Annotated in this window: 27 protein-coding genes; 17 read left to right on the top strand and 10 right to left on the bottom strand. The window is 43.1% G+C overall.

Annotated features, from left to right (window positions below; genetic code table 11):
• The first annotated feature begins 13 nt into the window (after positions 1-13).
• Together KNP96_RS01750 and KNP96_RS01745 are read left to right on the top strand one after the other, a co-directional pair.
• Positions 14-1,087, top strand: coding sequence for an ABC transporter ATP-binding protein (locus tag KNP96_RS01750; RefSeq protein WP_159173523.1), 1,074 nt, complete (start codon positions 14-16; stop codon positions 1,085-1,087).
• Positions 1,087-2,040 (top strand): ABC transporter ATP-binding protein, encoded by a 954-nt coding sequence (locus KNP96_RS01745; protein ID WP_214768665.1) that lies wholly within the window; start codon positions 1,087-1,089, stop codon positions 2,038-2,040. Before KNP96_RS01750 ends, KNP96_RS01745 begins: the two co-directional genes overlap by 1 nt.
• Before the next feature lie 39 nt (positions 2,041-2,079).
• Here KNP96_RS01745 and KNP96_RS01740 read toward each other — a convergent pair whose 3' ends face one another.
• Positions 2,080-2,613, bottom strand: a complete 534-nt coding sequence (locus tag KNP96_RS01740; RefSeq protein WP_029330997.1) for an HD domain-containing protein — start codon at positions 2,611-2,613, stop codon at positions 2,080-2,082.
• A 225-nt stretch (positions 2,614-2,838) separates the two neighbouring features.
• Between KNP96_RS01740 and KNP96_RS01735 the strand changes: the two genes are divergently transcribed.
• The 3 genes from KNP96_RS01735 (at position 2,839) to mecA (ending at position 4,361) form a co-directional block, all read left to right on the top strand.
• A complete protein-coding gene (locus tag KNP96_RS01735; RefSeq protein WP_167331086.1) occupies positions 2,839-2,976 on the top strand; it encodes a hypothetical protein in 138 nt (45 codons plus the stop codon).
• A gap of 184 nt (positions 2,977-3,160) precedes the next feature.
• Complete coding sequence (gene spxA, locus KNP96_RS01730) at positions 3,161-3,559, top strand: transcriptional regulator SpxA (RefSeq protein WP_029330996.1); 399 nt, start codon at positions 3,161-3,163, stop codon at positions 3,557-3,559.
• Positions 3,560-3,734: 175 nt separating this feature from the next.
• Positions 3,735-4,361, top strand: a complete 627-nt coding sequence (mecA, locus tag KNP96_RS01725; RefSeq protein WP_088837494.1) for an adaptor protein MecA — start codon at positions 3,735-3,737, stop codon at positions 4,359-4,361.
• Positions 4,362-4,426: 65 nt separating this feature from the next.
• Here the strand turns inward: mecA and KNP96_RS01720 are convergent, their stop codons facing one another.
• Positions 4,427-5,149, bottom strand: coding sequence for an SDR family NAD(P)-dependent oxidoreductase (locus KNP96_RS01720; RefSeq protein WP_214766456.1), 723 nt, complete (start codon positions 5,147-5,149; stop codon positions 4,427-4,429).
• A gap of 71 nt (positions 5,150-5,220) precedes the next feature.
• Here KNP96_RS01720 and cls point away from each other — a divergent pair, with 71 nt between their 5' ends.
• Genes cls through pepF form a run of 3 tightly spaced genes read left to right on the top strand, consistent with a single transcriptional unit; the run spans position 5,221 to position 9,614 of the window.
• Positions 5,221-6,732 (top strand): cardiolipin synthase, encoded by a 1,512-nt coding sequence (gene cls, locus KNP96_RS01715; protein WP_088837492.1) that lies wholly within the window; start codon positions 5,221-5,223, stop codon positions 6,730-6,732.
• Between the two features lie 12 nt (positions 6,733-6,744).
• Positions 6,745-7,806: a competence protein CoiA family protein gene (locus KNP96_RS01710; RefSeq protein ID WP_214768663.1), complete on the top strand. Its 1,062-nt coding sequence runs from the start codon at positions 6,745-6,747 to the stop codon at positions 7,804-7,806.
• A 5-nt stretch (positions 7,807-7,811) separates the two neighbouring features.
• Complete coding sequence (pepF, locus tag KNP96_RS01705) at positions 7,812-9,614, top strand: oligoendopeptidase F (RefSeq protein WP_214768661.1); 1,803 nt, start codon at positions 7,812-7,814, stop codon at positions 9,612-9,614.
• Positions 9,615-9,785: 171 nt separating this feature from the next.
• On the opposite strand, the gene KNP96_RS01700 is transcribed toward pepF, so the two are convergent.
• A complete protein-coding gene (locus KNP96_RS01700) occupies positions 9,786-10,577 on the bottom strand; it encodes a DsbA family protein (protein ID WP_088837489.1) in 792 nt (263 codons plus the stop codon).
• 90 nt (positions 10,578-10,667) lie between these two features.
• Positions 10,668-11,243 (bottom strand): CYTH domain-containing protein, encoded by a 576-nt coding sequence (locus tag KNP96_RS01695; RefSeq protein WP_029330989.1) that lies wholly within the window; start codon positions 11,241-11,243, stop codon positions 10,668-10,670.
• Positions 11,244-11,348: 105 nt separating this feature from the next.
• Between KNP96_RS01695 and yjbM the strand changes: the two genes are divergently transcribed.
• Genes yjbM through KNP96_RS01680 form a run of 3 tightly spaced genes read left to right on the top strand, consistent with a single transcriptional unit; the run spans position 11,349 to position 13,717 of the window.
• Positions 11,349-11,999, top strand: coding sequence for a GTP diphosphokinase (gene yjbM / locus KNP96_RS01690; RefSeq protein ID WP_029330988.1), 651 nt, complete (start codon positions 11,349-11,351; stop codon positions 11,997-11,999).
• Positions 12,000-12,009: 10 nt separating this feature from the next.
• The gene (locus KNP96_RS01685; RefSeq protein ID WP_214768660.1) at positions 12,010-12,813 is read left to right on the top strand and encodes an NAD kinase; all 804 of its coding nucleotides are present in this window, start codon (positions 12,010-12,012) and stop codon (positions 12,811-12,813) included.
• Positions 12,814-12,829: 16 nt separating this feature from the next.
• The gene (locus KNP96_RS01680) at positions 12,830-13,717 is read left to right on the top strand and encodes an RluA family pseudouridine synthase (protein WP_251135701.1); all 888 of its coding nucleotides are present in this window, start codon (positions 12,830-12,832) and stop codon (positions 13,715-13,717) included.
• Positions 13,718-13,756: 39 nt separating this feature from the next.
• Here the strand turns inward: KNP96_RS01680 and KNP96_RS01675 are convergent, their stop codons facing one another.
• Positions 13,757-14,926, bottom strand: a complete 1,170-nt coding sequence (locus KNP96_RS01675; protein WP_214768659.1) for an FtsW/RodA/SpoVE family cell cycle protein — start codon at positions 14,924-14,926, stop codon at positions 13,757-13,759.
• A 143-nt stretch (positions 14,927-15,069) separates the two neighbouring features.
• Here KNP96_RS01675 and fabI point away from each other — a divergent pair, with 143 nt between their 5' ends.
• Together fabI and KNP96_RS01665 are read left to right on the top strand one after the other, a co-directional pair.
• A complete protein-coding gene (fabI, locus tag KNP96_RS01670) occupies positions 15,070-15,843 on the top strand; it encodes an enoyl-ACP reductase FabI (protein ID WP_214768658.1) in 774 nt (257 codons plus the stop codon).
• A gap of 129 nt (positions 15,844-15,972) precedes the next feature.
• The gene (locus tag KNP96_RS01665) at positions 15,973-16,176 is read left to right on the top strand and encodes a hypothetical protein (protein WP_029330983.1); all 204 of its coding nucleotides are present in this window, start codon (positions 15,973-15,975) and stop codon (positions 16,174-16,176) included.
• A gap of 2 nt (positions 16,177-16,178) precedes the next feature.
• Here the strand turns inward: KNP96_RS01665 and KNP96_RS01660 are convergent, their stop codons facing one another.
• Positions 16,179-16,691 (bottom strand): YjcG family protein, encoded by a 513-nt coding sequence (locus tag KNP96_RS01660; RefSeq protein WP_029330982.1) that lies wholly within the window; start codon positions 16,689-16,691, stop codon positions 16,179-16,181.
• A gap of 145 nt (positions 16,692-16,836) precedes the next feature.
• On the opposite strand from KNP96_RS01660, the gene KNP96_RS01655 reads away from it, so the two are divergent.
• The 3 genes from KNP96_RS01655 to KNP96_RS01645 are packed head-to-tail and all read left to right on the top strand — an operon-like array spanning position 16,837 to position 18,499.
• Positions 16,837-17,382, top strand: coding sequence for a phosphatidylglycerophosphatase A family protein (locus KNP96_RS01655; protein WP_088837484.1), 546 nt, complete (start codon positions 16,837-16,839; stop codon positions 17,380-17,382).
• Positions 17,382-18,005: a phosphatase PAP2 family protein gene (locus KNP96_RS01650; RefSeq protein ID WP_088837483.1), complete on the top strand. Its 624-nt coding sequence runs from the start codon at positions 17,382-17,384 to the stop codon at positions 18,003-18,005. The genes KNP96_RS01655 and KNP96_RS01650 overlap by 1 nt, the downstream gene beginning before the upstream one ends.
• Positions 18,005-18,499 (top strand): hypothetical protein, encoded by a 495-nt coding sequence (locus KNP96_RS01645; RefSeq protein WP_214768657.1) that lies wholly within the window; start codon positions 18,005-18,007, stop codon positions 18,497-18,499. Before KNP96_RS01650 ends, KNP96_RS01645 begins: the two co-directional genes overlap by 1 nt.
• A 61-nt stretch (positions 18,500-18,560) precedes the next feature.
• On the opposite strand, the gene KNP96_RS01640 is transcribed toward KNP96_RS01645, so the two are convergent.
• The 4 genes from KNP96_RS01640 to KNP96_RS01625 form a co-directional block, all read right to left on the bottom strand.
• Entirely contained in the window at positions 18,561-19,430 is an 870-nt protein-coding gene (locus KNP96_RS01640) for a DegV family protein (RefSeq protein ID WP_214768655.1), read from the bottom strand.
• A 64-nt stretch (positions 19,431-19,494) separates the two neighbouring features.
• Complete coding sequence (brnQ, locus tag KNP96_RS01635) at positions 19,495-20,820, bottom strand: branched-chain amino acid transport system II carrier protein (RefSeq protein ID WP_214768653.1); 1,326 nt, start codon at positions 20,818-20,820, stop codon at positions 19,495-19,497.
• A gap of 551 nt (positions 20,821-21,371) precedes the next feature.
• On the bottom strand, positions 21,372-21,665 hold the full coding sequence (locus tag KNP96_RS01630) for a hypothetical protein (protein WP_029330976.1): 294 nt from the start codon (positions 21,663-21,665) through the stop codon (positions 21,372-21,374).
• Positions 21,666-21,927: 262 nt separating this feature from the next.
• Positions 21,928-22,659, bottom strand: coding sequence for a hypothetical protein (locus KNP96_RS01625; protein WP_088837479.1), 732 nt, complete (start codon positions 22,657-22,659; stop codon positions 21,928-21,930).
• Between the two features lie 136 nt (positions 22,660-22,795).
• On the opposite strand from KNP96_RS01625, the gene KNP96_RS01620 reads away from it, so the two are divergent.
• Positions 22,796-23,353 carry a GNAT family N-acetyltransferase gene (locus tag KNP96_RS01620; RefSeq protein WP_029330974.1) on the top strand — a complete coding sequence of 186 codons (558 nt, stop codon included), beginning with the start codon at positions 22,796-22,798 and terminating at the stop codon, positions 23,351-23,353.
• The last annotated feature ends 8 nt before the right edge of the window (positions 23,354-23,361 follow it).

Here is a 23,361-nt window from a genome sequence, read left to right as displayed (position 1 = left end):
GAGTTCATCCACAATGGAAACTATTTTATCTGTACGCGACCTAACCGTCGCTTTCCATACGTATGCCGGGACGGTACAAGCCGTCCGTGGCGTATCGTTTGATTTAAAAAAAGGTGAAACACTTGCAATCGTTGGTGAATCTGGTTCAGGAAAGTCGGTTACATCAAAAGCAATCATGCGACTGATTCCGAATCCTCCTGGTGAGATCACGAATGGTGAAATTATTTTCGAAGACCGTGACTTAGTCAAGTTGTCGGACAAGGAAATGCAAAAAGTTCGTGGTCGTGACATCGCAATGATCTTCCAGGATCCGATGACATCACTCAACCCGACGATGACAATTTACAAACAGATTGCAGAAGGTTTGAAACGTCACCAAGGCTTGACAGGGGATGCCGCAAAAAAACGGACGCTCGAATTATTGACGCTCGTAGGGATTCCGAATCCGGAAGCACGTTTAAAACAATATCCACACCAATTATCAGGTGGGATGCGTCAACGGATCGTTATCGCGATTGCGTTAGCATGTAACCCGAAAGTTTTGATTGCCGATGAGCCGACGACAGCACTCGACGTTACGATTCAAGCTCAGATTTTAGAGCTCTTAAAAGACATTCAACAAAAAACAGGTACAGCAATCATCTTCATCACGCATGATCTCGGTGTCGTGGCGAACATGGCCGACCGCGTAGCTGTTATGTATGCTGGGAAATTGATTGAAAAAGGTACGGTTGATGAGATTTTCTATGAACCACGCCACCCGTACACATGGGGACTTCTCGGATCGATGCCACGCCCTTCAGATGACCGTTCGCAGGACTTACCGGCGATTCCGGGTACGCCACCGAACTTGCTTCATCCGCCTACAGGTGATGCATTCGCACCACGTAATCAATATGCGATGAAAATTGATTTCGAGAAAGAACCTCCGTTCTTCCGTATCACTGATACACACGAAGCAGCAACGTGGTTGTTACATCCACAAGCTCCTTACGTAGAACCACCAGCAGCCATCCGTGACCTCGCACTGAAATATCGTCCAGATAGTACATTTGCGAAGTCGCTTTTGAAAGGCGGTCTTAAGTAATGGAAAAGCGTAATAAATTACTTGAAGTAAAAAATCTAAAGCAACATTTCAATATTGGACGAGGACGTGTCGTCAAAGCAGTAGACGGACTTTCATTTGATATTTATGAAGGAGAAGTACTTGGTCTTGTTGGAGAGTCAGGTTGCGGCAAATCGACGACGGGTCGTTCGATTATCGGACTTTACGATGCGACAGACGGGGAAGTCTTGTTCAAAGGTGAGAATGTCCATGCGAAGAAATCACGTAAAGAAAAATTGAAGTTCAACCGTGCGATGCAAATGATTTTCCAAGATCCTTACGCATCTCTAAATCCACGGATGACAGTCGGAGATATCATCGCAGAAGGAATTGATATCCACGGACTTGCGAAATCAAAAGAAGAGCGAGATAACCGTGTCTACGACTTGTTAGAAACAGTAGGTTTGACGAAAGAACACGCGAGTCGTTACCCCCACGAATTCTCTGGTGGTCAGCGTCAACGGATTGGGATCGCACGTGCACTAGCAGTAGAACCGGACTTCATCATTGCCGATGAGCCGATCTCGGCACTTGACGTTTCCATCCAAGCACAGGTCGTCAACTTGATGAAACAATTACAACGTGATCGCAGTTTGACGTATTTATTCATCGCCCACGATCTTTCGATGGTTAAATATATTTCGGACCGGATTGGTGTTATGTATCAAGGTCACCTTGTTGAGTTATGTGATGCGGATCGTTTGTACGAGAACCCAGTTCATGCGTATACGAAGTCGCTCTTATCTGCAATCCCGCTACCGGATCCAGAGCACGAACGGACACGTAAACGGATTGTCTATGATCGCCCGACAGGCGGAGCCGTTGGTAAATCGAGTGAAGATTCGAGTATCCCTGCACTTCGTGAAATCGAGCCGGGACATTACGTCTCGATGACGGATGCTGAGCTTGAAGCGTATCAAGCACAACTCGTCTAATAAAAAAAGCATTCCTGAATCGTTCAGGAATGCCTTTTTTTAGTTTTCGGAAGCGATTCGTGGAAGGTTACTAAAGCGATGGACAACTGAATCTAATGCATCAAGACGTTTGACGGCTTCATCAAAGGGGATTTTCTCATAATGATGCAAACCACCCGGTTGCTCTTCTAACGTATCGGCATCGTGGACGAGTTGTTGGAGTGGGGTCCGGTTAATTGTACCTGGTGGGAGATATGAATCCGTGTGTAAGAGGACGGCAAGCGAGATTTCTTTTGCGCGTGCCGGCTCTTCCCCTAAACGAATTAATAACTTATGGGCACGTTCTGCTCCTTTAATCGCATGAATATCATTTTGACGGTAAAGATCATAATTCCATGTTCCATCCGTATACCATTCATAATGGCCGATGTCATGAAGCAGTGCTGCTTTTGTCGCCGAATCAGCATCAAGACCACGCTGTGTCGCAAGCGTCAATGCCCGTTCCGCAACGGAAATCGCATGATTGAGCCCAGAACGCTCTAAATATTTTTGGGCAATCGGGTGTTCGATAATTGTAACTAAAGTAACTGGCATAACTGAAATGCTCCTTTCAACGAGTAAGTATTTCTATATACTCTACGTGAATTTGCAAGTAATTGCAACTCTCTGCTTAAATGAACGCAACAATCTCACACATTTAATTAACCGAAGTAGGAATAGAATTTAGGCAAACGTGGTATACTAATTAATGTAGAAGATGATAATTCAGCTTTCGTTGGTTGCTTGTTCTTTTTTCGGACCGAGTGAGGTGTCGGAGTTATGAAAGAACGTGATAAGAAGAAAAAGTTGAAAAAACGACTTTTGCGGGATATTTTCGAAAAGAAATTAAAAGAAATGAAACTCCCGAAAGCAAAAGAAACGATTTCTCAACCTTTTGATCACACGCCAGCTTGCTGAAGCCATCTCGTGGCTCCAGCGAGTTTTTTTACGAAAAAGTTCTTTCATCTTAAAAAATAGCTAGGTTTTATTTGAAATTCAATGTAAACTGTCAAGTAATAGAATCATCATTAATAATTAGGAAAAGGATACGTTCCTTTTTATAGTTCAGACATGATGTAAATCAGGGGGAGGATGTTTTTCAATGGTAACACTCTATACTTCACCAAGCTGTACTTCTTGTCGTAAAGCGCGCGCGTGGCTTGAAGAACATGAAATCCCATTTGTGGAACGAAATATTTTTTCGGAACCATTGTCGCTTGATGAAATCAAACAAATTCTTCGTATGACGGAAGATGGAACAGATGAGATTATCTCGACACGTTCAAAAGTCTTTTCTAAATTAGACGTTTCAGTCGAGAACTTGTCGCTGCAACATCTTTATGATTTAATTCAAGAATATCCTGGATTGTTACGTCGTCCGATTTTGATTGACGAAAAACGACTCCAAGTTGGATATAATGAGGATGAAATTCGCCGTTTCTTACCACGTAAAGTTCGCACTTTCCAATTGATGGAAGCGCAACGCTTGGTAAACGAATAAATTTTAACCAGCGCGCTGCTTCCGTGAGCAGTGTGCTTTTTGTTACCGTCAAAAAAGGTTAAAATAAAGATAACAAAGGAATATACCCTATATGGTTAAAAAGGGGTTCTTTTTGAATCCATGTTATGTGCTCGTTCGTATACTAGATAAGAGCGAGATGAAAGGAGTGGACATATTGAAAATCGAACGCGTCAATGACAACACGGTCAAGTTCTTCATTACGTATACGGATATCGAACGCCGCGGCTTTGCCCGAGACGAGATTTGGTATAACCGTGAGCGTGGAGAACAGTTATTCTGGCAGATGATGGATGAAGCGAATGAAAAAGAGTCCATCTCCTTCGAAGGTCCACTATGGATACAAGTTCAAGCATTTGAAAAAGGTCTTGAAGTGACGGTTACAATCGCTAAAACAACAGTTGATGGCGAACAAGTGGATGAAGAAGAGTTGGATTCATTACTCCGTTCAGCAATGTCTGAGGCAGAAGATAAAGAAACAGAACTCAGCCAAGACGTATTATTTGAAACGACGGATTTTGAGCATGTTATTGCTCTTAGCCAATATGCAGAAGCACCGGTCTTCAAAGATTTGAAAACAGCGCTCTATCAAAAAGATGGTGCCTACTTGCTCCACGTCCATTTTAAAGACGAAGTGGAAGTGGAAGAACAAGAAAACGTGATGAGTTTGATTGCCGAGTACTTGCAATTTAGCGAACAAACGATTCATCCGGTCGCAGAGTATGGTAAAACCATCATTGCCGACGATGTTTTTGCTGTCGTCCGTAAGCACTTTACGAACTAAATACAAATGTCACGTTAAAAGGACTGCTCCTATACAAAAAGGGAGCAGTCCTTTTTTTGTTAGCATCACGTCAATGTATATCCACCATCGACGATTAATGATTGGCCATTGATATAACTAGCTTTATCCGACAATAAAAAACAAACGACTTCTGCAATTTCAGCCGGCTGTGCTGCGTTCCCGCGAAGGTGATGTTTCATTGCCAAGTCAAACTTGTCTTTCCCACCGTATAAGGAATGGCTTAATGCTGTATCGACGGGGCCGGGGCAGATCGCATTAAAACGATACTTTCCATGAAACCGGGCCGCGTAAGTTTTCGTAAGGGTGATAAGAGCACTTTTTGAAGACGCATAAGGTAAGAGCATCGCCGGGAATTTGACATGTCCGACGATTGCGCTATTGTTAACGATTGAAGCCCCTTTGGAAAATCGTTTGACAGCGAGTTGAATGATTTGTTCAGGTGCATGATAATTGACTTGGAATACTTCTTGTTGGGCATCTGTTACGCGTTCAGGTGCGACAGGTTTTCCAAAAGTTCCGGCATTGTTAAAAATGCCATCGATGGTTGGAAAGTCAGTCGCGGTGTCATCGAAGAACTGCTGAATCTCTGGTGGTTTAGCAAGATCGACCTGGAAGAAATGAATGTTGCCTTGTCCATGTTGTTCGAGTACCGTTCCTTTTTCGGTATTTCTCCCTAAGGCAAGAACGGTATGTCCTTCTTTTGCAAGTTGGAGGGTGGTCGCTTCCCCGATTCCACCAGTCGCGCCCGTTACGATGTAAGTTTTCATTCGAATACTTCCCTTCTGATAATAGAGTCGAAAAACTTGATACATAGTAAAAAGAAAGAGGAGGGGATTTCATGTTACGACGTGTTCAACTGCTGATGACGTTACTGTTGACCTGTAGCTTACTGGCGTTTTTGTCTTACTACTGGAGTGTCTACATGGTCGGTTGGTTATCAATCGTCATCATCTTAATCGTTTTAAGTGTCTTCATCATCATCTTACTTGAAAATCGAAATCCCGAACGGACTTTAGTCTGGGCGCTTGTCATGATGGCGCTGCCCGTCGTAGGCGTGTTCGTCTATTTCACGTTCGGTCAGAACTATCGCCGTAAAAAAATGTTTCGCTTAAAAGCGATGCTTGATGAAGAGTCATACATTAAATATCGTACCCAATTTGATCATGGTATACACAATCGAGTGTTCAAACATGGATATTATGCAAAGGTTGTCAAACTTATCGATTCCATCAGCCGGCTTCCAATATCGTATAATACACATACGAAGATATTGACTAACGGAGAGGAGAAATTTCCACTCTTGCTCGCTGAAATCCGTCAAGCGGAGCACCATATTCATTTAGAGTACTATATTGTCCGCGATGATGCGTTAGCCCTCGAGTTACAAGCCGCTTTGATTGAACGTGCTGAGGCTGGGGTCGAGGTTCGTTTCTTATATGACGCAGTCGGTTGTTTCTCTACTGACAAAAGTTACTTTAAAAAGATGATTCAGGCTGGCATTGAAGTGCATGCCTTTTTCCCTGTCGTCCTTCCCTTCATCTCCAGCAAATCCAATTATCGAAACCACCGTAAAATCGTTGTTATTGATGGAACGGTCGCATTTACAGGCGGAATCAATGTCGGAAATGAATACATCGGGAAAGATAAAGCATTCGGATTTTGGCGAGATACGCATCTTGTCGTTCGTGGAGAGGCTGTGTCAGAGCTCCAATTGATATTTTTACAGGATTGGTACTACATGACAGGAGAGCGTCTGTTCACACCTTTCTACATGGAGCCGCTCGAAGTGGTCACGGATGCAACAGGGGGCGTTCAAATCATCGCCAGTGGACCGGACGAACCGCAAGAGACCATGAAGTCGCTTTACTTCGCATTGATTACGGAAGCACGAAGTTCGGTCTACATTGCTTCACCGTACTTGATTCCGGACGAGGACTTGATGACAGCATTAAAAACAGCAGCGATGTCCGGAATCGATGTTCGAATTCTCTTGCCGAGTTTTCCGGATCATAAAGTTGTTTTTTATGCGAGTCGCTCGTATTTCGACGATTTACTCCAAGCAGGCGTTAAAATCTACGAATACAATAAAGGATTCATGCATTCCAAAGTCATTGTCGTCGATGATGCGATTGCAACCATCGGAACGGCGAATATGGATTTAAGAAGTTTTCATCTAAACTTTGAAGTCAATGCCTTCTTGTATGGTACAAATTCCGTTCACGAACTGACCCGGGATTTTTATGATGATTTTTCGCATTCGACTCAAGTTGATCGCCATTACTTCAGTCAGCGCAGTTTTTCGCAACGCTTGATTGAGTCAGTTTCACGTCTATTCTCACCTTTACTCTAAAGGGGTGCTGTCATGTTTGAAGCCGTTGATGAAACAGGTCGCCGAATCAATATCCATCTCGTACAAGTCGAACAATTAAAGCAAATGACGTTGTATTGTCCTTATTGCCTGAACCGATTACGGGTCAGGCAGGGACGAAAGCGAACGCATTTTGTTCATGTCTCAGCATGTACGGGAGAGTCGAGTGCACATCAAGGTTGGAAAACGACTTTAGCGGAATACTTTCGTAGCTTAGGTTATGACGTCGCTTTAGAACAAGTTCAAGGGCAACGTCGATTTGACTTGTGGATCCCTGCACTCCGGATAGCGGTAGAAATCCAACGATCGAAGATGACCGCGTTGGAGTGGAATCGACGACGAACGATTGATCAACAAAAAGCATATGCTGTGCGCTGGATTGGCTTTCATCCAACAGGCGGATGCATCATTAAGTTAGACGGGTGGATGAAACAAGCATTATTGACGGACGGTTATCTTGATTTAATCGAACAGGGAAAAATTAACCGCTATGGTTTTGCTGTCCCTTTTACGAAACACTTAGTGATTTGTCAACGACTAGAAACTTCTTTCACACAATTTATTAGACCTACACCCCAAGCATTTCCCCGGAAATTTTCTGTGAAAAAATGGAATCAACTCGTGCGGAAATACCGACTACGTCCTTTCTTCTCGACGATGCCAAATCATCTACTCAAAAATCCACTCTATCAAGCAGGTCTGCATGTTTTAGACCTTCCAGCACACTGTTTTTTACCCATCGAAACACTTCTCGCCTTTCCACTTCATCCTTTTGAACTTCAAATAACACTTTATTTATCCTTACAAGGAAACTACTCGAAAATCCGACTTGAACATGCGTTAGTCTCCTGTCTCGACGCATGCCGGGTTTCTCATGAGCCGAATCTGCTTCGACGTGTGGTAGAGGAATGGATGAATTTACTAGCTGTCGCACGCATATGTCAGCAATCTAGTATTGCTACAACTGTAAACCGTTTTAAAGAAGACGCCGTTTTAGCAGGAGCAATTCAGTTGTTTGTCGAAAAAGAAACAGGTATAAATGAAGTAAGGGAGTGATTGAAATGGCAGAACTATTGACACGAAAAGATGTCACGGTAGAAGAAACGTGGAACTTAGAATCAATTTATGAAACGAATGAAGCATGGGAAGAGGAGTTTGAATCTGTCAAAGCGATGTTACCTTTGATGATTGATTACAAAGGGCGACTTGGAAAAGATGATACAACGCTTTTTGAAGGTTTACAGTTACGTGATGAAATTTCACGACGTCTGCATAAGCTTTATACATACGCGCATATGCGTTATGACGAAAATACGGCTGATAGCTTCTATCAAGCGATGAATGACCGTGCGCGGACGCTCGCTTCGCAGATTGGAGCTGCACTAGCTTTCATGACACCAGAACTGTTGACGATTCCAGTTGAAACGATTACGGGATTTTTAGATCGCAATCCGGATCTTGCGATGTATCGTCATGCGTTTGATGAACTTAATCGAGAACGCGACCATGTATTAACTGAAGCTGAAGAAGCAATTCTTGCTAAAGCAGGGGAAGTATTAGGGCAATCTGGAACGACGTTCGGTATGTTGAATAATGCTGACTTAAAATTCCCTAAAATCAAAGGGGAAGACGGGCAAGAGGCGGAATTGACACATGGTCGATTCATTACATTCATGGAGTCGAAAGACCGTTCAGTCCGCGAGGCAGCGTTCAAGGCGATGTACGAAACGTACGGCAACTATACAAACACGCTTGCTTCGACACTTGCAGGATCAGTCAAAAAAGATAATTTTTATGCGGAAGTGCGACAGTTCAAGTCGGCGCGTGAGTCTGCATTACATGGAAATGCCATTCCGGAGCAAGTGTATGATGGATTAGTAGAAGCGGTCCATGAACATCTCCCATTGTTACATCGTTACGTTGAACTTCGTAAACGTGTACTCGGATTAGAAGAGCTTCATATGTATGACATGTATACACCGCTCGTTAGCGAAGTCGAAATGAAAGTCTCTTACGATGAAGCGAAACAATTGATGGTCGATGGATTGGCACCACTTGGAGATGAGTACAAGCATATCTTAGAAGAAGGTTTGACAGATCGATGGGTCGATGTTCGCGAGACACGTGGTAAGCGCAGTGGTGCCTATTCTTCTGGCGCATATGATACACAACCGTTTATCTTGATGAATTGGCAAGATAACGTCAACAACCTCTTTACATTGGCACATGAATTCGGACATTCTGTTCATAGTTACTATACACGTCAATCACAACCATATGCTTATGGTGATTATTCGATTTTTGTAGCGGAAGTAGCTTCGACGACAAATGAGGCTTTGTTAAATGATTTCTTACTGAAACGTGTTACAGACAAAAAAGAGAAACTTTATCTGTTAAACAATCAATTAGAAACATTCCGTGGTACGTTGTTCCGCCAGACGATGTTCGCAGAATTTGAACATGAAATTCACGAGGCGGCTCGACTCGGTCAATCGTTGACACCAGAATTCCTGACGAAAACGTATTATGCGTTGAACCAAAAATATTTTGGCGACGGAATCGTATTGGATGAAGAAATCGGTCTTGAGTGGGCACGGATTCCTCACTTCTACTACAATTATTATGTCTACCAGTATGCGACAGGTATTTCAGCCGCTGCCGCATTGACGACGCAAATTTTAGAAGAAGGACAATCTGCTGTTGATCGTTACATTAATAATTTCCTTAAAGCAGGATCAAGTGATTATCCGATTGAAGTCTTAAAGGCAGCAGGTGTCGATATGACGACAAAAGCACCAGTGGAAGCAGCATTACGTCAATTTGAACGTGTGTTGGATGAATTCGAAGCATTACTCGGAGAGTGACAACTCTGTGAATTTTTGCACAAAGTTATAGAAAAAAATCCGGGGCTCTTATATACTAAGAATGTGAAGAGGGTCACATTCCCCTGATGATTCTCTTTTCCCCCATCCAATGGTCATGTGAATGACAAAAAAGGTGTTTCCGCAATTGCGGAAACACCTTTTTCTTTTAACTTAAGCATGTGCTGAGTCTTTAAGGTGACGCCATACTTTACCGTCACAATAAGAAAGTGAGACACATTTTTGTTGAAGTGCAAGTTTTTTCAACTCATGTTCAATTTGCGCTTCAGATACATCGTAAATAAAAGCGATTTCTGAAGTTGTTGCTGTTTCATACCGTTTCAAGAAATGTTCGAGCGGTGGCTTTGGTTGCTTCTCAACAGGTTGATCCAATAACTCATTTAAAATGGAGACATAAATGAGGTATTCATAAGCACCTTCAGCTTTAATGGCTTCTTCATCTCCAATGAAAGCGAGGGTAGGGAGGACGCGTACGTCCCATTCTGTCACGAGCTGCGTTTCTTTTTCGAGCATGAGCTGAATCGTATTTGATTCAACATCGCGATGAAATTCCTCCAAGTCGAGACCGAATTCAGTTAAGGCTTCGGCTAAGCGGATTAAAGAAGAACGTGTATAGGCACTTTCGCCTTCTACATTATGCAACATCCGGAGACGTCTCATGAAGCGCATTCCGAATGTCTTACCTTGTAGTTCGATTGCTTTTAAAATCAACAATGGCGACATATCACACGCAGAGCGTGATGGAGCACAAGGAATTGTCGCAATCGTTCTGAGTCGGAAGAGATGACCATACTCTAACTCTAATTTCTTGAGAACGGGTATCAACCGTAAACCATCTGTTTGCGTCACATCTAGAAAATGATAAATTTCTAGGGGTTTCGTCGGTTGTTGAATTGATGGTTCGTCCAATGAACAATAAGAACCGTTACATTGATCGTGTTCCATCCGTTCACCCCCTTCTGTTGTTATCGTTACCCTATTTTAGCAACGAAAAAAATGAAAGAGCAAAGGTTTTGCTTGTACATTTGTACACGATTAGCGTGAAACCGCTTTACGCTCCATGAAACGGACAATTTTATTTTTCGTTTCACGACGTGGAATTTGATGTTTCTCGAGCAGTTGCGTGAAAGCAAGTTGACCTTGTTCGAAGGCTTGCACTTCGAATTCTAATTCGTAGTCGGTTACGCCTAAATAGTGACTTTGATCCAGTACGAGCAATCCGTCTTTCAATTTTGTTTCAAAACGAGTTGTTTCTAAACGTCCTAAGTGTTCAAGCGATGCTGTTAAGTTGAAGCGACTCAATTGTTCATTCATCGCATCAGATTGAATCAGACCATATTTGAATAATTCCTCTGCCTCTGCTTCCGATAGAGAAACATGTGTTTCAAGTAAACCATCATCTTTCGGTTCTTTTAAGGTTAATACGAGACCCTCTTTTTTCTGACGGATGCGTAGAGCGGCGCCATGCTGACGCAATTCAAACGTAGGTGTATCAAAATAATCATTTGCTTGCCAAATCGTTTCGTCTTGTTTGCCGTAAACTTGCATCAGTTGCTTGTATTCATCTGCTGTTAACAAGTTTTTAAATTCAATTTCCATTTCTTGTCTCATTCCGGTTCACGCCTTTCTAGTTGAATGCTTGAAAATATGATAACATGAATGAAGTAGTGGAACGAATTGAACCAACAATTTAGATTAAAAGTGGTGACGAAAACGATGACAAAAGAAAATTGGGATTTATTTCTCGCGCCGTATCAAATCGCGGTTGATGAACTGAAGGTAAAGCTAAAGGCCATTCGAAAACAATTTCAACAACGTGGGGAACATTCACCGATTGAATTTGTCACGGGACGGGTAAAACCTGTGAAGAGTATTATCCAAAAAGCGGAGCGGAAATCGATTGCGATCAGTTCGTTAGAACAAGAGATGCAAGACATCGCCGGCTTACGCATTATGTGTCAATTTGTCGACGACATCATCCACGTACTAGAACTGTTACGATCACGTGGAGACTTTAAGGTGGTCGAAGAGCGAAATTATATCACACAAAAAAAAGAGAGCGGATATCGTTCCTATCATATTATTATTGCCTATCCTGTCCAAACGATTGAAGGTGAGATTCCGACGCTCGTTGAGATTCAGATTCGGACACTTGCGATGAACTTTTGGGCGACGATTGAGCACTCACTCAATTATAAATACCAAGGAAACATTCCGGAGGAAACACGCGAACGACTGCGACGTGCCGCGGAAGCCGCCTTTTTATTGGATGCGGAAATGAGTCAACTGAAAGTAGAGATTCAAGACGCACAGCTCGTCCTACATGAACGAGACGGAAAACAAACTAATAATCCAGTAAGCGAGTAGGAGGATGACCATGCGCTTTGCGATTACAGCACGAGATGATGAACGCTCGCGAATGCTACGCGATCAATTGGAACAAGAGTTGATTGCTCGGGGGAGTGTTCTTGATGCAGCGACTCCGGAAATCATCATTTCAATTGGTGGAGATGGAACGATGCTCCAGGCATTTCATTCTTATTTGAGTCAAGTCGAAGACATCACACTCGTTGGGATTCATACGGGACATCTTGGTTTTTATGCAGATTGGCGCCCGGAAGAAATGGACGAGTTGATTCGTCATATCGCAGATGAAAATTTGGCGACGGTCGAATACCCATTGCTTGAGCTGTCGATTGATTATGCGGACGGTTCACATAATAAGTTGTTGGCGCTAAACGAATGTACGATTAAAAGTTTTAATCAGACACTTGTATGTGACTTGTCGATACGTGGAGACTACTTTGAGACGTTTCGTGGTGATGGGTTATGTATCTCGACCCCATCCGGTTCGACAGCCTACAACAAGGCGTTAGGTGGTGCAATTGTCCACCCGGCCCTCGAAGCGATTCAAATTACTGAAATGGCTTCCATCAACAATCGTGTATATCGAACAATCGGTTCCCCGATGTTGTTGCCGAAGCACCATGATGTCGAAATACGACCGGTCAATCCGATTGATTTTCAATTGACTTACGATCATTATGCTTCTATTGTTCATCAAAACGTAACATCGATTCGCTGTCGTGTCTCCGATAAGAAAGTAAAATTTGCCCGTTTTCGTTCCTTCCCGTTTTGGGAGCGGGTCAGAGAATCATTTTTAGCAGAAGAAAGAAGTTAAGTAAAAGAGGTAAGTGATGATGGTATTTGAATTGAAAGAAACAGTGACACATGAACAGGTCGGCTGGAGTGTCGGACATTTTTGTACGACGCGCCTCCGAATTTCCCGAAAAATGCTCGTGTCGATAAAGCATCATGGTGACATTTTGCGAAACGGACAACATGTTAACGTTAACGAGAGTGTCGATCTCGACGACGAAATCCATGTCTCTTTCCCTGAGGAGCACCCAGCAGAAGACATGATTGCGACACAAGGAGAGCTTGATATCTTGTTTGAAGACGAGTGGTTGTTGATTGTCAATAAACCACCGGGGATGGCCTCGATTCCCTCGCGTCTTCACCCGGAACGTTCTTTGGCGAATTTCGTGTTGGGTTACTATAAACAACGACAGATTCCGTATGCGATTCATATCGTCAATCGATTGGACCGGGATACAAGTGGGCTTGTGATTTTTGCCAAACATGCGCTAGCTCATCATCAATTGAGTAAAATGCAACAAAATGGACTGCTCGACCGGCGTTATATTGCATTGATCGAAGGAGAACTCGGTCCACAAACAATCGATTTACCGATTGGTCAGACGGACCATTCGTTCATGGAACGGATGGTCCGTAAAGATGGTCAACGGGCGGTTACCCATATCTTGAAGAGTACGGCAATTGAAGCATTCATGCGAACGATTTCGCAGTTAGAAATTAAACTGGAAACGGGACGGACACATCAAATTCGTGTTCATCTCGCAGCACTCGGTCATCCGTTAGTCGGAGATACGATGTATCGCGGGACGCCATTGATTCCACGCCAAGCGCTTCATAGTGCAAGCGCACGGTTTCCTCACCCGGGGACGGGAGAAATGGTCATGTTCGAAGCACCGTTACCGAGTGATTTGTTCTTAGAACAATAAAAAAGAGTTGATTCCTGCAACAGGGAATCAACTCTTTTTTTAATCTTCATCAAACATCGAGACACGTGATTGGGAAGCGATCGCCATAATAAGGCCAAGACCTACTAAGTTGACGATCATCGTCGAACCTCCATAGCTGATGAAGGGGAGCGGGAGGCCGGTGATCGGTAAAACACCCATCGTCATCCCGATGTTTTGAAAGATTTGGAACGTAAACATTGCGACGTAACCTGTCACGATATAGGTTCCAAACGGATCGGCTGTTTCAAGTGCGATTTGAATCAGGCGGTAGATGAACAAAAACAGGATGACTAAGACGACGGCAGCCCCAATAAATCCGTAATGGGCAGAAATCGCAGTGAAAATGAAATCAGTATGCAATTCCGGGACGGAAACCTGGAGTTTTCCATAGCCGACACCAAACATTTGCCCGGAGCCGATCGCATTAATCGATTGGACCAATTGATAAGATAAATCGTCGGCATACTCAAATGGTTGTAACCACGCCATGATTCGGTTCATCGCGTGTCCTGGGAAGAAGGTCGCAAGTAAATCATTCTGGAAATAAAAGAGATAAAAGAAACCGACGATTGAAATTGTAAATAAAATCACCATGCTCAGGAGCCACTTCCAGTTGAGGCCGGATAAGAGCATCGCACAGGCAAGAATAACACATAAAATTAAGCCGATTCCTAAATCGGGTTGGATGATGATTAAAGCGAGTGGAAGTAATGTTACAACAACCATTTTGAGCAGAAGTAAAAAATCACGTTCATGTTGGACGTATCGTGCATTATGTTCCGAAATGACGGCAGCTAACGTGACAATCAAAAAGAACTTCATGAACTCTGCCGGTTGGACCGTTCCGATGACCGGAAGCTGATACCAGCCATACGCCCCTTTAATGTTCGCGACGAGTGGCGTTCCGCGTAAGACGACGAGACCGATCAAAGAAATAATTCCGGCACCATATAAGTACCAATGGAATCGTTTTAACTGTTCATAATCAATGAAGATGACGACAGATAGTGCGATAAATCCGATGATATACCACTGAATCTGTTTCGCCATGAAATTGATTTCACTAATCGCGCCTTGCAAAAAAGGTTGAGCCGTATAGATTGCGATGATACTGATGATCATCAGGCAACCGAGTAAAAAAAGTAACGTGTTATCATATCGTTGTGTAAATGATTTAAAACGGTTCATTTCATCCCTACTTTCTATCTCTTTCTATATTAACGTAATTTATCAAAATCGCAATATCAAGAGGGATGGTTGACAGAAGCGTTACGTTTTTGTAACCTAGATATAGGTGTTATTACCAGGTACTAATTTTAGGGGGAGTTCAAATGAATATTTATCCTTCACTTGAGGGAAAGACGTATGTCGTAATGGGTGTCATCAATCAACGCTCGATCGCATGGGGAATTGCCCGAGCGCTTGACGCAGCAGGTGCAAGCCTCGCGTTTACGTATGTAGGCGAACGATTTAAAGCACCACTCGAAAAGTTAGGGAAAGAATTATCGCGACCAGCTACTTACTATACATGTGACGTAACGAGTGATAAAGAAATCGAGCAAGTGTTCCAAAGCATCCATGCGGATCACGGACAGATTTCGGGGATTGCCCATTCGATCGCCTTTGCCGATAAAGAAGCATTACGCGGCGAGTTTTCAAGCGTAACGCGTGAACAGTTCGCGCAAGCGCTCGATATTTCTGCATTCAGCTTAACGGCAGTCGTCAAAGCAGCGAAGGACTTTTTCACAGAAGATGCTTCAGTCATCACGTTGACATATCTCGGTGGTGAGAAGATGGTCCCGAACTATAACGTCATGGGTGTCGCGAAAGCTGCGCTCGACGCTAGCGTTCGTTACCTTGCGGCTGAATACGGAAAACAAGGTGTTCGTGTCAATGCAATCTCAGCTGGTCCAGTGCGTACGGTATCAGCAAAAGGTGTCGGCGACTTCAACTCGATTCTCGACAGCATCGAAGAGCGCGCACCACTGCACCGAAACGTTTCGACGGAACAAATCGGTCAAAGTGGCTTGTTCCTGTTGTCACAAATGTCGAGTGGCGTGACAGGTGAAATTCTCCACGTCGACAGTGGTTTCCACATTCTTTAAGTGCTCAACCTATTTGCTGTAGTTCTAAACCGGGGGCAACCCTGGTTTTTTTGTTTTCTAAAAAGCTATTTTGGGAATAAGAAAAGTAGATGAGGAAAATAACGGCTACAGAAATAGGAGGGAAGAGATATGTATCAAATCGATTTTACAGTCGTTCAATACGTCAATCGGCAGGTTCGTGTTGAACCGGAACGAAAAACAGAACCGATTGCCCGAATCAATCCGATTGAGCGGATTCAGTCACATGATTATGAATTAGAAGAACAAGCGAATGCATATGGAGTTTTACCGGAATTAAAACTTCCCGGCCGTAAGTTCGACCGGGAAGTTTAATGTTAGTGTTGTTTGAAGCGGAATGTTTCATAAACGCTCCAGGCACCATTTTCTAATTCATAGAGAAGTGCCATTTTCGTGACGTCTTCTTGAAAGCGAATATCTTCCATCTTTAGTCGTTCTAGAACGTCGAACAGTTCGACATCAGAAAGATCTTGGCCAATCGTAATATGTGGCAAAAAGTCGTACTTGGGTGTATGTTCGAGTCCATTTGAATGTAGAGCACGATGCAACTGCTCCATTTCGTCCGTCGGCATGACTTTTAAGAACAAGACATTGTTTGTCGGGTGGAAAGAGCGTGCCCCTTGAAGATGTAGTGCGAGTGGTTTCGTTTGTTCAGCCACTTTGTTTAATTCAGAAACAATCGATTCTAACTCACTTTCATCAACACTCACGCGTTCACGCATCGTAATATGTGGCGTGATTAAAGCATACTTTGAATCATATCGTTTTCGATACGAATTCGCGAAATCTTGTATGCGCTTCGATGGAAACAGAACTACCCCGATGTTCATCGAAAATCCCCTACTTTCCCCTAAAATGATAACGCTTTACAAAATAATCATGACGGATTATGGGCGCTATGTCAAAGATGTTTGAGAAGAGTCAGGGAATCTGTGTATACTTGTGAAGAACTTTGTCAGAGAGGTGGATTTAGTCATGAAAGAAAAAGCACATTCAAAAGAGGTCAAACAAGCAGCGATTGAAAAGCTTCACGAACGTGGAGTAACGATTCATGCCATTTCTGAAATCGTGTATCAGATGCAGGCACCTTATACGGAGGAGTTGACACTCGAGACATGTCTCAGCTCAGTCGAACGTGTACTCGAAAAACGGGAACTCCAACATGCGATTTTAGTTGGGGCAGAACTTGATATTCTTGCGGAAAAGGGTCTGTTGTCTGAACCATTATTATCCATCATTCGAAGTGATGAAGGATTGTTTGGCGTCGATGAAACGATTGCGATTGGTGCGGTCAATACGTATGGTTCAATCGCGGTCACGACGTTCGGTTACTTAGATAAAGCCAAAATCGGTATTATCAAGGAGCTCGATACGAAAGTCGATGATGGACGTGTCAATACATTCATGGATGACATCGTCGCGGCGATTGCAGCGAACGCATCCGGACGCCTTGCACACCGTTTACGTGATAAAGAAGACTATTCAGCGGAAGAACTTGAACAACGAAAGGGAACGTACTAATGAAAACCAATCATCGGGCGTTAATCGTCTCAGGAATCGTACTCGTATTGTTTTTAACGATTGCGTTATCGATTCGCCTGACGGGTTATTTTTTGTTTGATGCCCAATTATCGAATGAAATGGCAGAACGTGTTCCAGGTAGCTATGTCTCGTGGTTCACGCGGATTGGATCAGGTGTCGGAGCTGTGACGATTACGAGCATTCTTGCAATCGTCAGTTACCTGATTTGGCGTGATAAAGTCGGTAGCATTTGGTATTTCATTGCTTGTCTCTCCGTCGGGGCGTTAAATCAAGTCGTTAAATTGATTTTCGTCAGAGAACGTCCATCATTAAATGACTTGGTAGGGGGCGTAGGATATAGCTTTCCAAGTGGACATTCATCGATGGCATTTGCCGTTTATGGAGGATTCATCGTACTTGCTTGGCGCTTTTTAAGTCGGACGGGGCGGATTGTCGTCAGCACGATTTGTACGTTGATGTTTCTCGCAATGGGATCTTCACGGATTATTTTGAATGTTCATTATTTTTCTGATGTCCTCGGAGGATTTTTATTCGCGGCCTTCGTCCTCAGCTTATCATATGCATTCGTATCACCGAGACGAAAAAAGGAGATTTACAATTAATGTTGTTACTTGATATTGATAATAGCATTTTGTTCGATGAAGCAACGATGCGGACGATGAACAAACCGACATTGCTCGTCGAGCGATTGGATGGAAACAAACAGTTCATGACGATGCGGGCGCATCTGCGCCTGAAGCGTCTAGTTGAAATCAATCAAGTGATTCCAGTGACGAGCCGAACGGTAGATCAGTTTAAACATCTTGAATTATTTCAAATCGACGCAAAACCAAAGTGGGCAATTCTTGAGAGCGGGAAAACCCTGCTAAAAGAAGGGAAATCAGATAAGCGATATGAAAATTGGCTGCGACAACATCAGCAACCTGCCACGATGTCGTCGATTTTAATCTATCTCGAAGAAGTAGAAGTGACGAACTGGCAAGCTTATCCGGCGATGACCTTATCGGAACATCTGACTCGTCCCCATGAAGGAATCTCTTCCGTAGAGGATGAATCAGCGTTATTGGAAGAACTATTTCATCGTTATCAAACATGAATCATTAAAGTAAAAGAAAAAGCATCCGACGTAGTGACGTCGGATGCTTTTTTTTTTACTATTACGGGTATTCAATTTGGTCGAACCAATAGACACCGATAGTAGCGGCACCTGCATGTGACAAAATAGATGGGCCGAATTGAGTGATTTCGATGGAAACGTCAGATAGTTTAGATTGAATCAGGGCACGAAGTTGTTCAGCTTCTTCTAACGCCAATGTATGTCCGACGTAGAGTCTTTGCTGGTGTAGACCAGAAGCCTGGACTTTTGCCACGACCTCCGTAGCCATTTCCTGAAAAGCTTTCTTCAAGGAGCGAACCTTCTTAAAGGGAACGAGTTTCCCAAGTTCATTGAACGTAACAATCGGCTTGATATTCAGCATGTTCGCAAGTAAAAATTGACTACTTGAAACGCGACCCCCACGCCGCATCGTTTCCATATTCCCGATGATCAAATAAAAGTGAGAACCGTGTTTGAACTTTTCGAGAACAATCATCACGTTTTCAGGACGCATTCCAGAAGTTGCGAGCTCGATCGCAATCTTAATCATTTCTTGCTGGTTGGTCGCCCCTGTATAAGAATCAATGGCATACAAGGGGAAGCCAACAGCCTCTGCAGCTGCGACTGAGCTTGCATATGTTCCGCTTAAGCCACTCGTGATATGAATGGCATACCCGTAATCATATCCCTCGCTCTTTAGGCGCTCATACAACTCGACTAACTCTCCAAAGGAAGGCTGAGAAGTCGTAGGGACGGCAGAAGAATGTTGTTTCATTTTTTCATCTAGTTGTTCAATTGAAATGTCGACATACTCACGGTACGATTCACCGTTAATGATGAGTTGGGTCGGCACCACATGGACTCCGATCTGTTCTGCTTCTCCCTCTCGGAAAAAAGCCATACTATCGGTGATCCAAGCAATCTTATCCATTAAAACGACGCCTCCAGTAGAATTCCATTTTTCTCATTATACCACAGGCATGAAAGCGGAATCATCAGCCTGCTCGTTTTTGGCTGATGGAATTATGAGAAACGTGTCCAATCCATGAACTGATGATGAATGTCACGATTGCAGGTAATAACCATGCCATGTTTTGGTCGACTAACGGTAAAGCTTTATACATACTGCTGGCGAATGCAGGTAAAACTTTTAACGACATGAGTGAGCTGAGTAAAGAGAGAAGCGCCGTTACGAACAATGTCGCACCATAGACGATGGCTGGCTTCTTGATAGCTGAACGAATGAACGTCAAGACGATTAAGACGATGACAATCGGATAAAGGAACATCAATACAGGTACAGCAATCGACAGTAGTGTCTGCAATCCGAAAATCGAGATTGCGAACCCTAATACGGCTGTCGTGATACTTGCGACCGGGAAAGACAATCGTTTAAACAATGAAATCAAATATTCTGAAAATGCTGTCACAAGACCGACGGAAGTTGTTAAACAAGCAAGCAAAATCGCTGTTCCTAAAATGACTAAACCAACCGTACCGAACGTACTATCAGCATATTGTTGCAACAAATCAGGACCGCTGACTGAACCGACAGCACCGAAGCTGTTTCGTCCAATGAAACCAAGTCCTGTATAGACGACAGTCAATGAGACTGCGGCAATTAAACCGGCTTTTGTCACGTTTTTTAATTGTGATGTACGATCTTTAATTCCACGTGTGTGAAGCGTGTGTAAGACGATAACCCCGAAGACGAGTGCACCGAGTGCGTCGAGGGTCAAATAGCCTTGAAGAAATCCTTGAACAAACGAGTTCGTAAAACTGTTGTATGCAGGAGCTGGTGCCTCGACGGCAGAAAGTGGATTGACGATACTACTTATACTGAGAATCATAAGTGCCGTCAGTAATAACGGTGTGATGAAGCGACCGATGATATCAAGTAACTTACCCGGTCTTAAAACGAGAAACACGGTTGCCAAGAAAAAGAGTAATGATGAAATGATTAACGTCGTTTGGCTGGGTTCTCCTAAAAAAGGAACGATACCAAGTTCATACGTGACGACGGATGTTCTCGGGATGCCGAAGAATGGACCAATCGCGACGTAAAGTGCGAATGTCAAGAAAGCACCAACAGCTTTCGGCAATGGATTTGCCAGCGTACTAATTCCGCCGCCAACCCAAGCGACTGCGATTAAGCCCGCTAACGGGAGACCGACGCCTGTTACGATGAAGCCTAGCATGGCAGGTAAGAATTGTGTCCCGGCAAGAGCACCGAGTTCGGGTGGGAAAATTAAGTTACCGGCACCAAAAAACAAAGCGAAAATCATAAATCCTAAAGCGAATAAATCTTTACGGTTCAACATATATTATGCCTCCTGATTCCTCATAATCTTACTCACTATACCATTAGAAATTAGCTGTTATAAATAAATTTTAAAACATTCGTTATTCAAGAATCGAGGAGTCGAAGCAAACGCGTTTTAACCTCTACACTTGTAAAAGAAGATCAACCGCAATGTGGAATTAAAAAACCTATCCGTTAGATTGGATAGGCGCCATCTGTTTCACTGGACGCCTCATTCGATCCATCGAAAGGAGGGCCCAAAAACTATTTCATCGTCACATGAAATGTTTTCAGTCCCACGCGTACAGAATAATCAGTCGGTGATTCAAAGTTAAAACTAAAGTGCTCATAATATGGTGCTCCTCTCGTTGAATTTGTCTCAGATTATCACGGGATACATGATTAATCAATATTTTCTGACAATTGTTCCAAAAGAAAAAATATTGAGAACGTTATCATGCATATTATTACTAAAAAAGATGCGAAAAGAACCATATTATAACAAAAAATCCGGTCCTTCATTGAAGAAGTGACCGGATGGTTAATATAGATATAACGAGCGACATAAGTTTAACTAGAAGCCATGAAGCGCCCCTTTTTTTGTCGTCTCATTTTGTGGAGGAGCCAGGCGTGAACGACTTCACAAGATTGACGGGGCAACGTTAGCTCGACGAGCGGTTCCTGTTGCTGCCCTCGGATGGTGAATACTCCAGTCTCTTCATCAATCGGTGAGATTGCCATTGAGCTCGCATCATTCAGTGATAATTTAAGTTCGCCAATTGACGCATCCTTCAGTTTCAGGATATGTCCGTTCGTCGCGAATTTAGCGAATGATCCGATTCCGTTCACTTTTAACTGGTCCATAACTAGTTCCTCCTTTGTTAGCTAACACGAACAATCATCATACGTGTAACGAAAAAAAACAACTGCAACTTCTAACTTATCCAAAAGGTTAATCTCATTATAACGAAGTCTCTAAAAGAAGCTAGCATTATTTTATGTGAAAATTCAATTAATTCAAGAGAGGTATTGTATGATATTAGATTTCTTGAAATAATACATGAAAGTAGAAAAAAATAAGATACAAAAAAAGCATCCTATCATTTGATGATAGAGATGCTGAAGATCATCGTACCTCAAAATCCCAGGCTTTTTTGCGGTGGACGAATTCACCACGTGCGATGATGGACTCTTTTTCAGACTCAAAGTCTTCCTTTAGCACGGCCATGTCTTCGTAACGACCCGCAATATAAAGAGGAATGCTGAGTTGTCTCGTAAAAACAGAGCGTTTTATATTCGCGAAATCAATTAACACACCTTCGCTGAGCAATTGACGAATATGGATCAGGATTTCAGCCGTCAAAGGACGGGGAGATAACCCACGAAGCTCGTGACGAATCTTTCGCTGGATTAAGACTGAGAGAATTTGCTCGATTCGGGACCAATCTTTTAAATATACTGTTGCCTGAAATCCGTCGTGTTCACTGAAATAGGCGAACTCGTTCTCGACCGATGACGCGAACGGGCTCGGCATACCACGCTTCATATGCATGAGGAATAACAGCTCCGCAACTTCAGGATCAGTTAATGTATCTAAGGAATGTGAAGAGCGGATGTCGATCGCGTTCAATGGATGACGAACGACATCATTCGACGCGGAAAATTGCTCGATTTCATGTGCTTCAACGTAATTGAGCGAAGTACGAAACGATTGTTTGACGGCTTTAAAGTCTGCACCTGAGACAAGTAATGGACGTTTTAAATCTAGCGCAATCATGAAATCAGAAAATGTCACACCAGACATCGTTAAACGATGGTTTTCTGCATCTTCATAAAAATAAAGCATTGTACTTGACATAGCCATCTGCTTCCTTTCTTGACTCATCAATACTTACTATTTCAATAGTAGCAAAACTTCAATCGAGCGAAAAGAATAATTCCTTTTGAAAACGGGCATAATAAAGAATAGAAGCATAAAAAGAGGTGATCAAACGATGTGGGGGTTACGAAAACCATTTCCAGAGTTGACGACGGAACGATTTGTTCTAAGGGAACTTGAAAATAAAGACGCACGTGATTTATTTAAGATTCTTTCAGATGAGGACGTCATGTACTATTACGGATCGGATCCGTTAGCGACTGTGTATGAAGCAAAAAACGTCATTAGTTATTTCAAAGAACAGTTTACACAAGGGAAGGCGATTCGGTGGGCAATCGCTGATTTGCAAACGAACCAATTAATCGGGACAATCGGCTTCCATAATTGGTTAGCGCAGTACCACCGTGCTGAAATCGGTTTTGAGGTCAGTCAAGACTACTGGAAGCAAGGTGTCGCTTCTGAGGCGGCGCGTGCTGTTTTAACACATGGATTCGAAGACTTCGCCCTCCATCGCATCAGTGCCCTTGTTGCACCTGAAAATCTTGCTTCGAATGCACTCGTCCAAAAATTAGGTTTTCAATCGGAAGGATTGCTTGAGGATTATGCCTACAGTCATGGACGTTTTATGGATTTGACAATTTACCGGATGCTTGCATCGGAATGGAAGGGATGAGTTAGTCA

It is taken from the genome of Exiguobacterium sp. s133, assembly GCF_018618595.1.
Lineage (GTDB): Bacteria > Bacillota > Bacilli > Exiguobacteriales > Exiguobacteriaceae > Exiguobacterium_A > Exiguobacterium_A oxidotolerans.
This window is presented reverse-complemented; position numbering and strand designations above follow the sequence as displayed.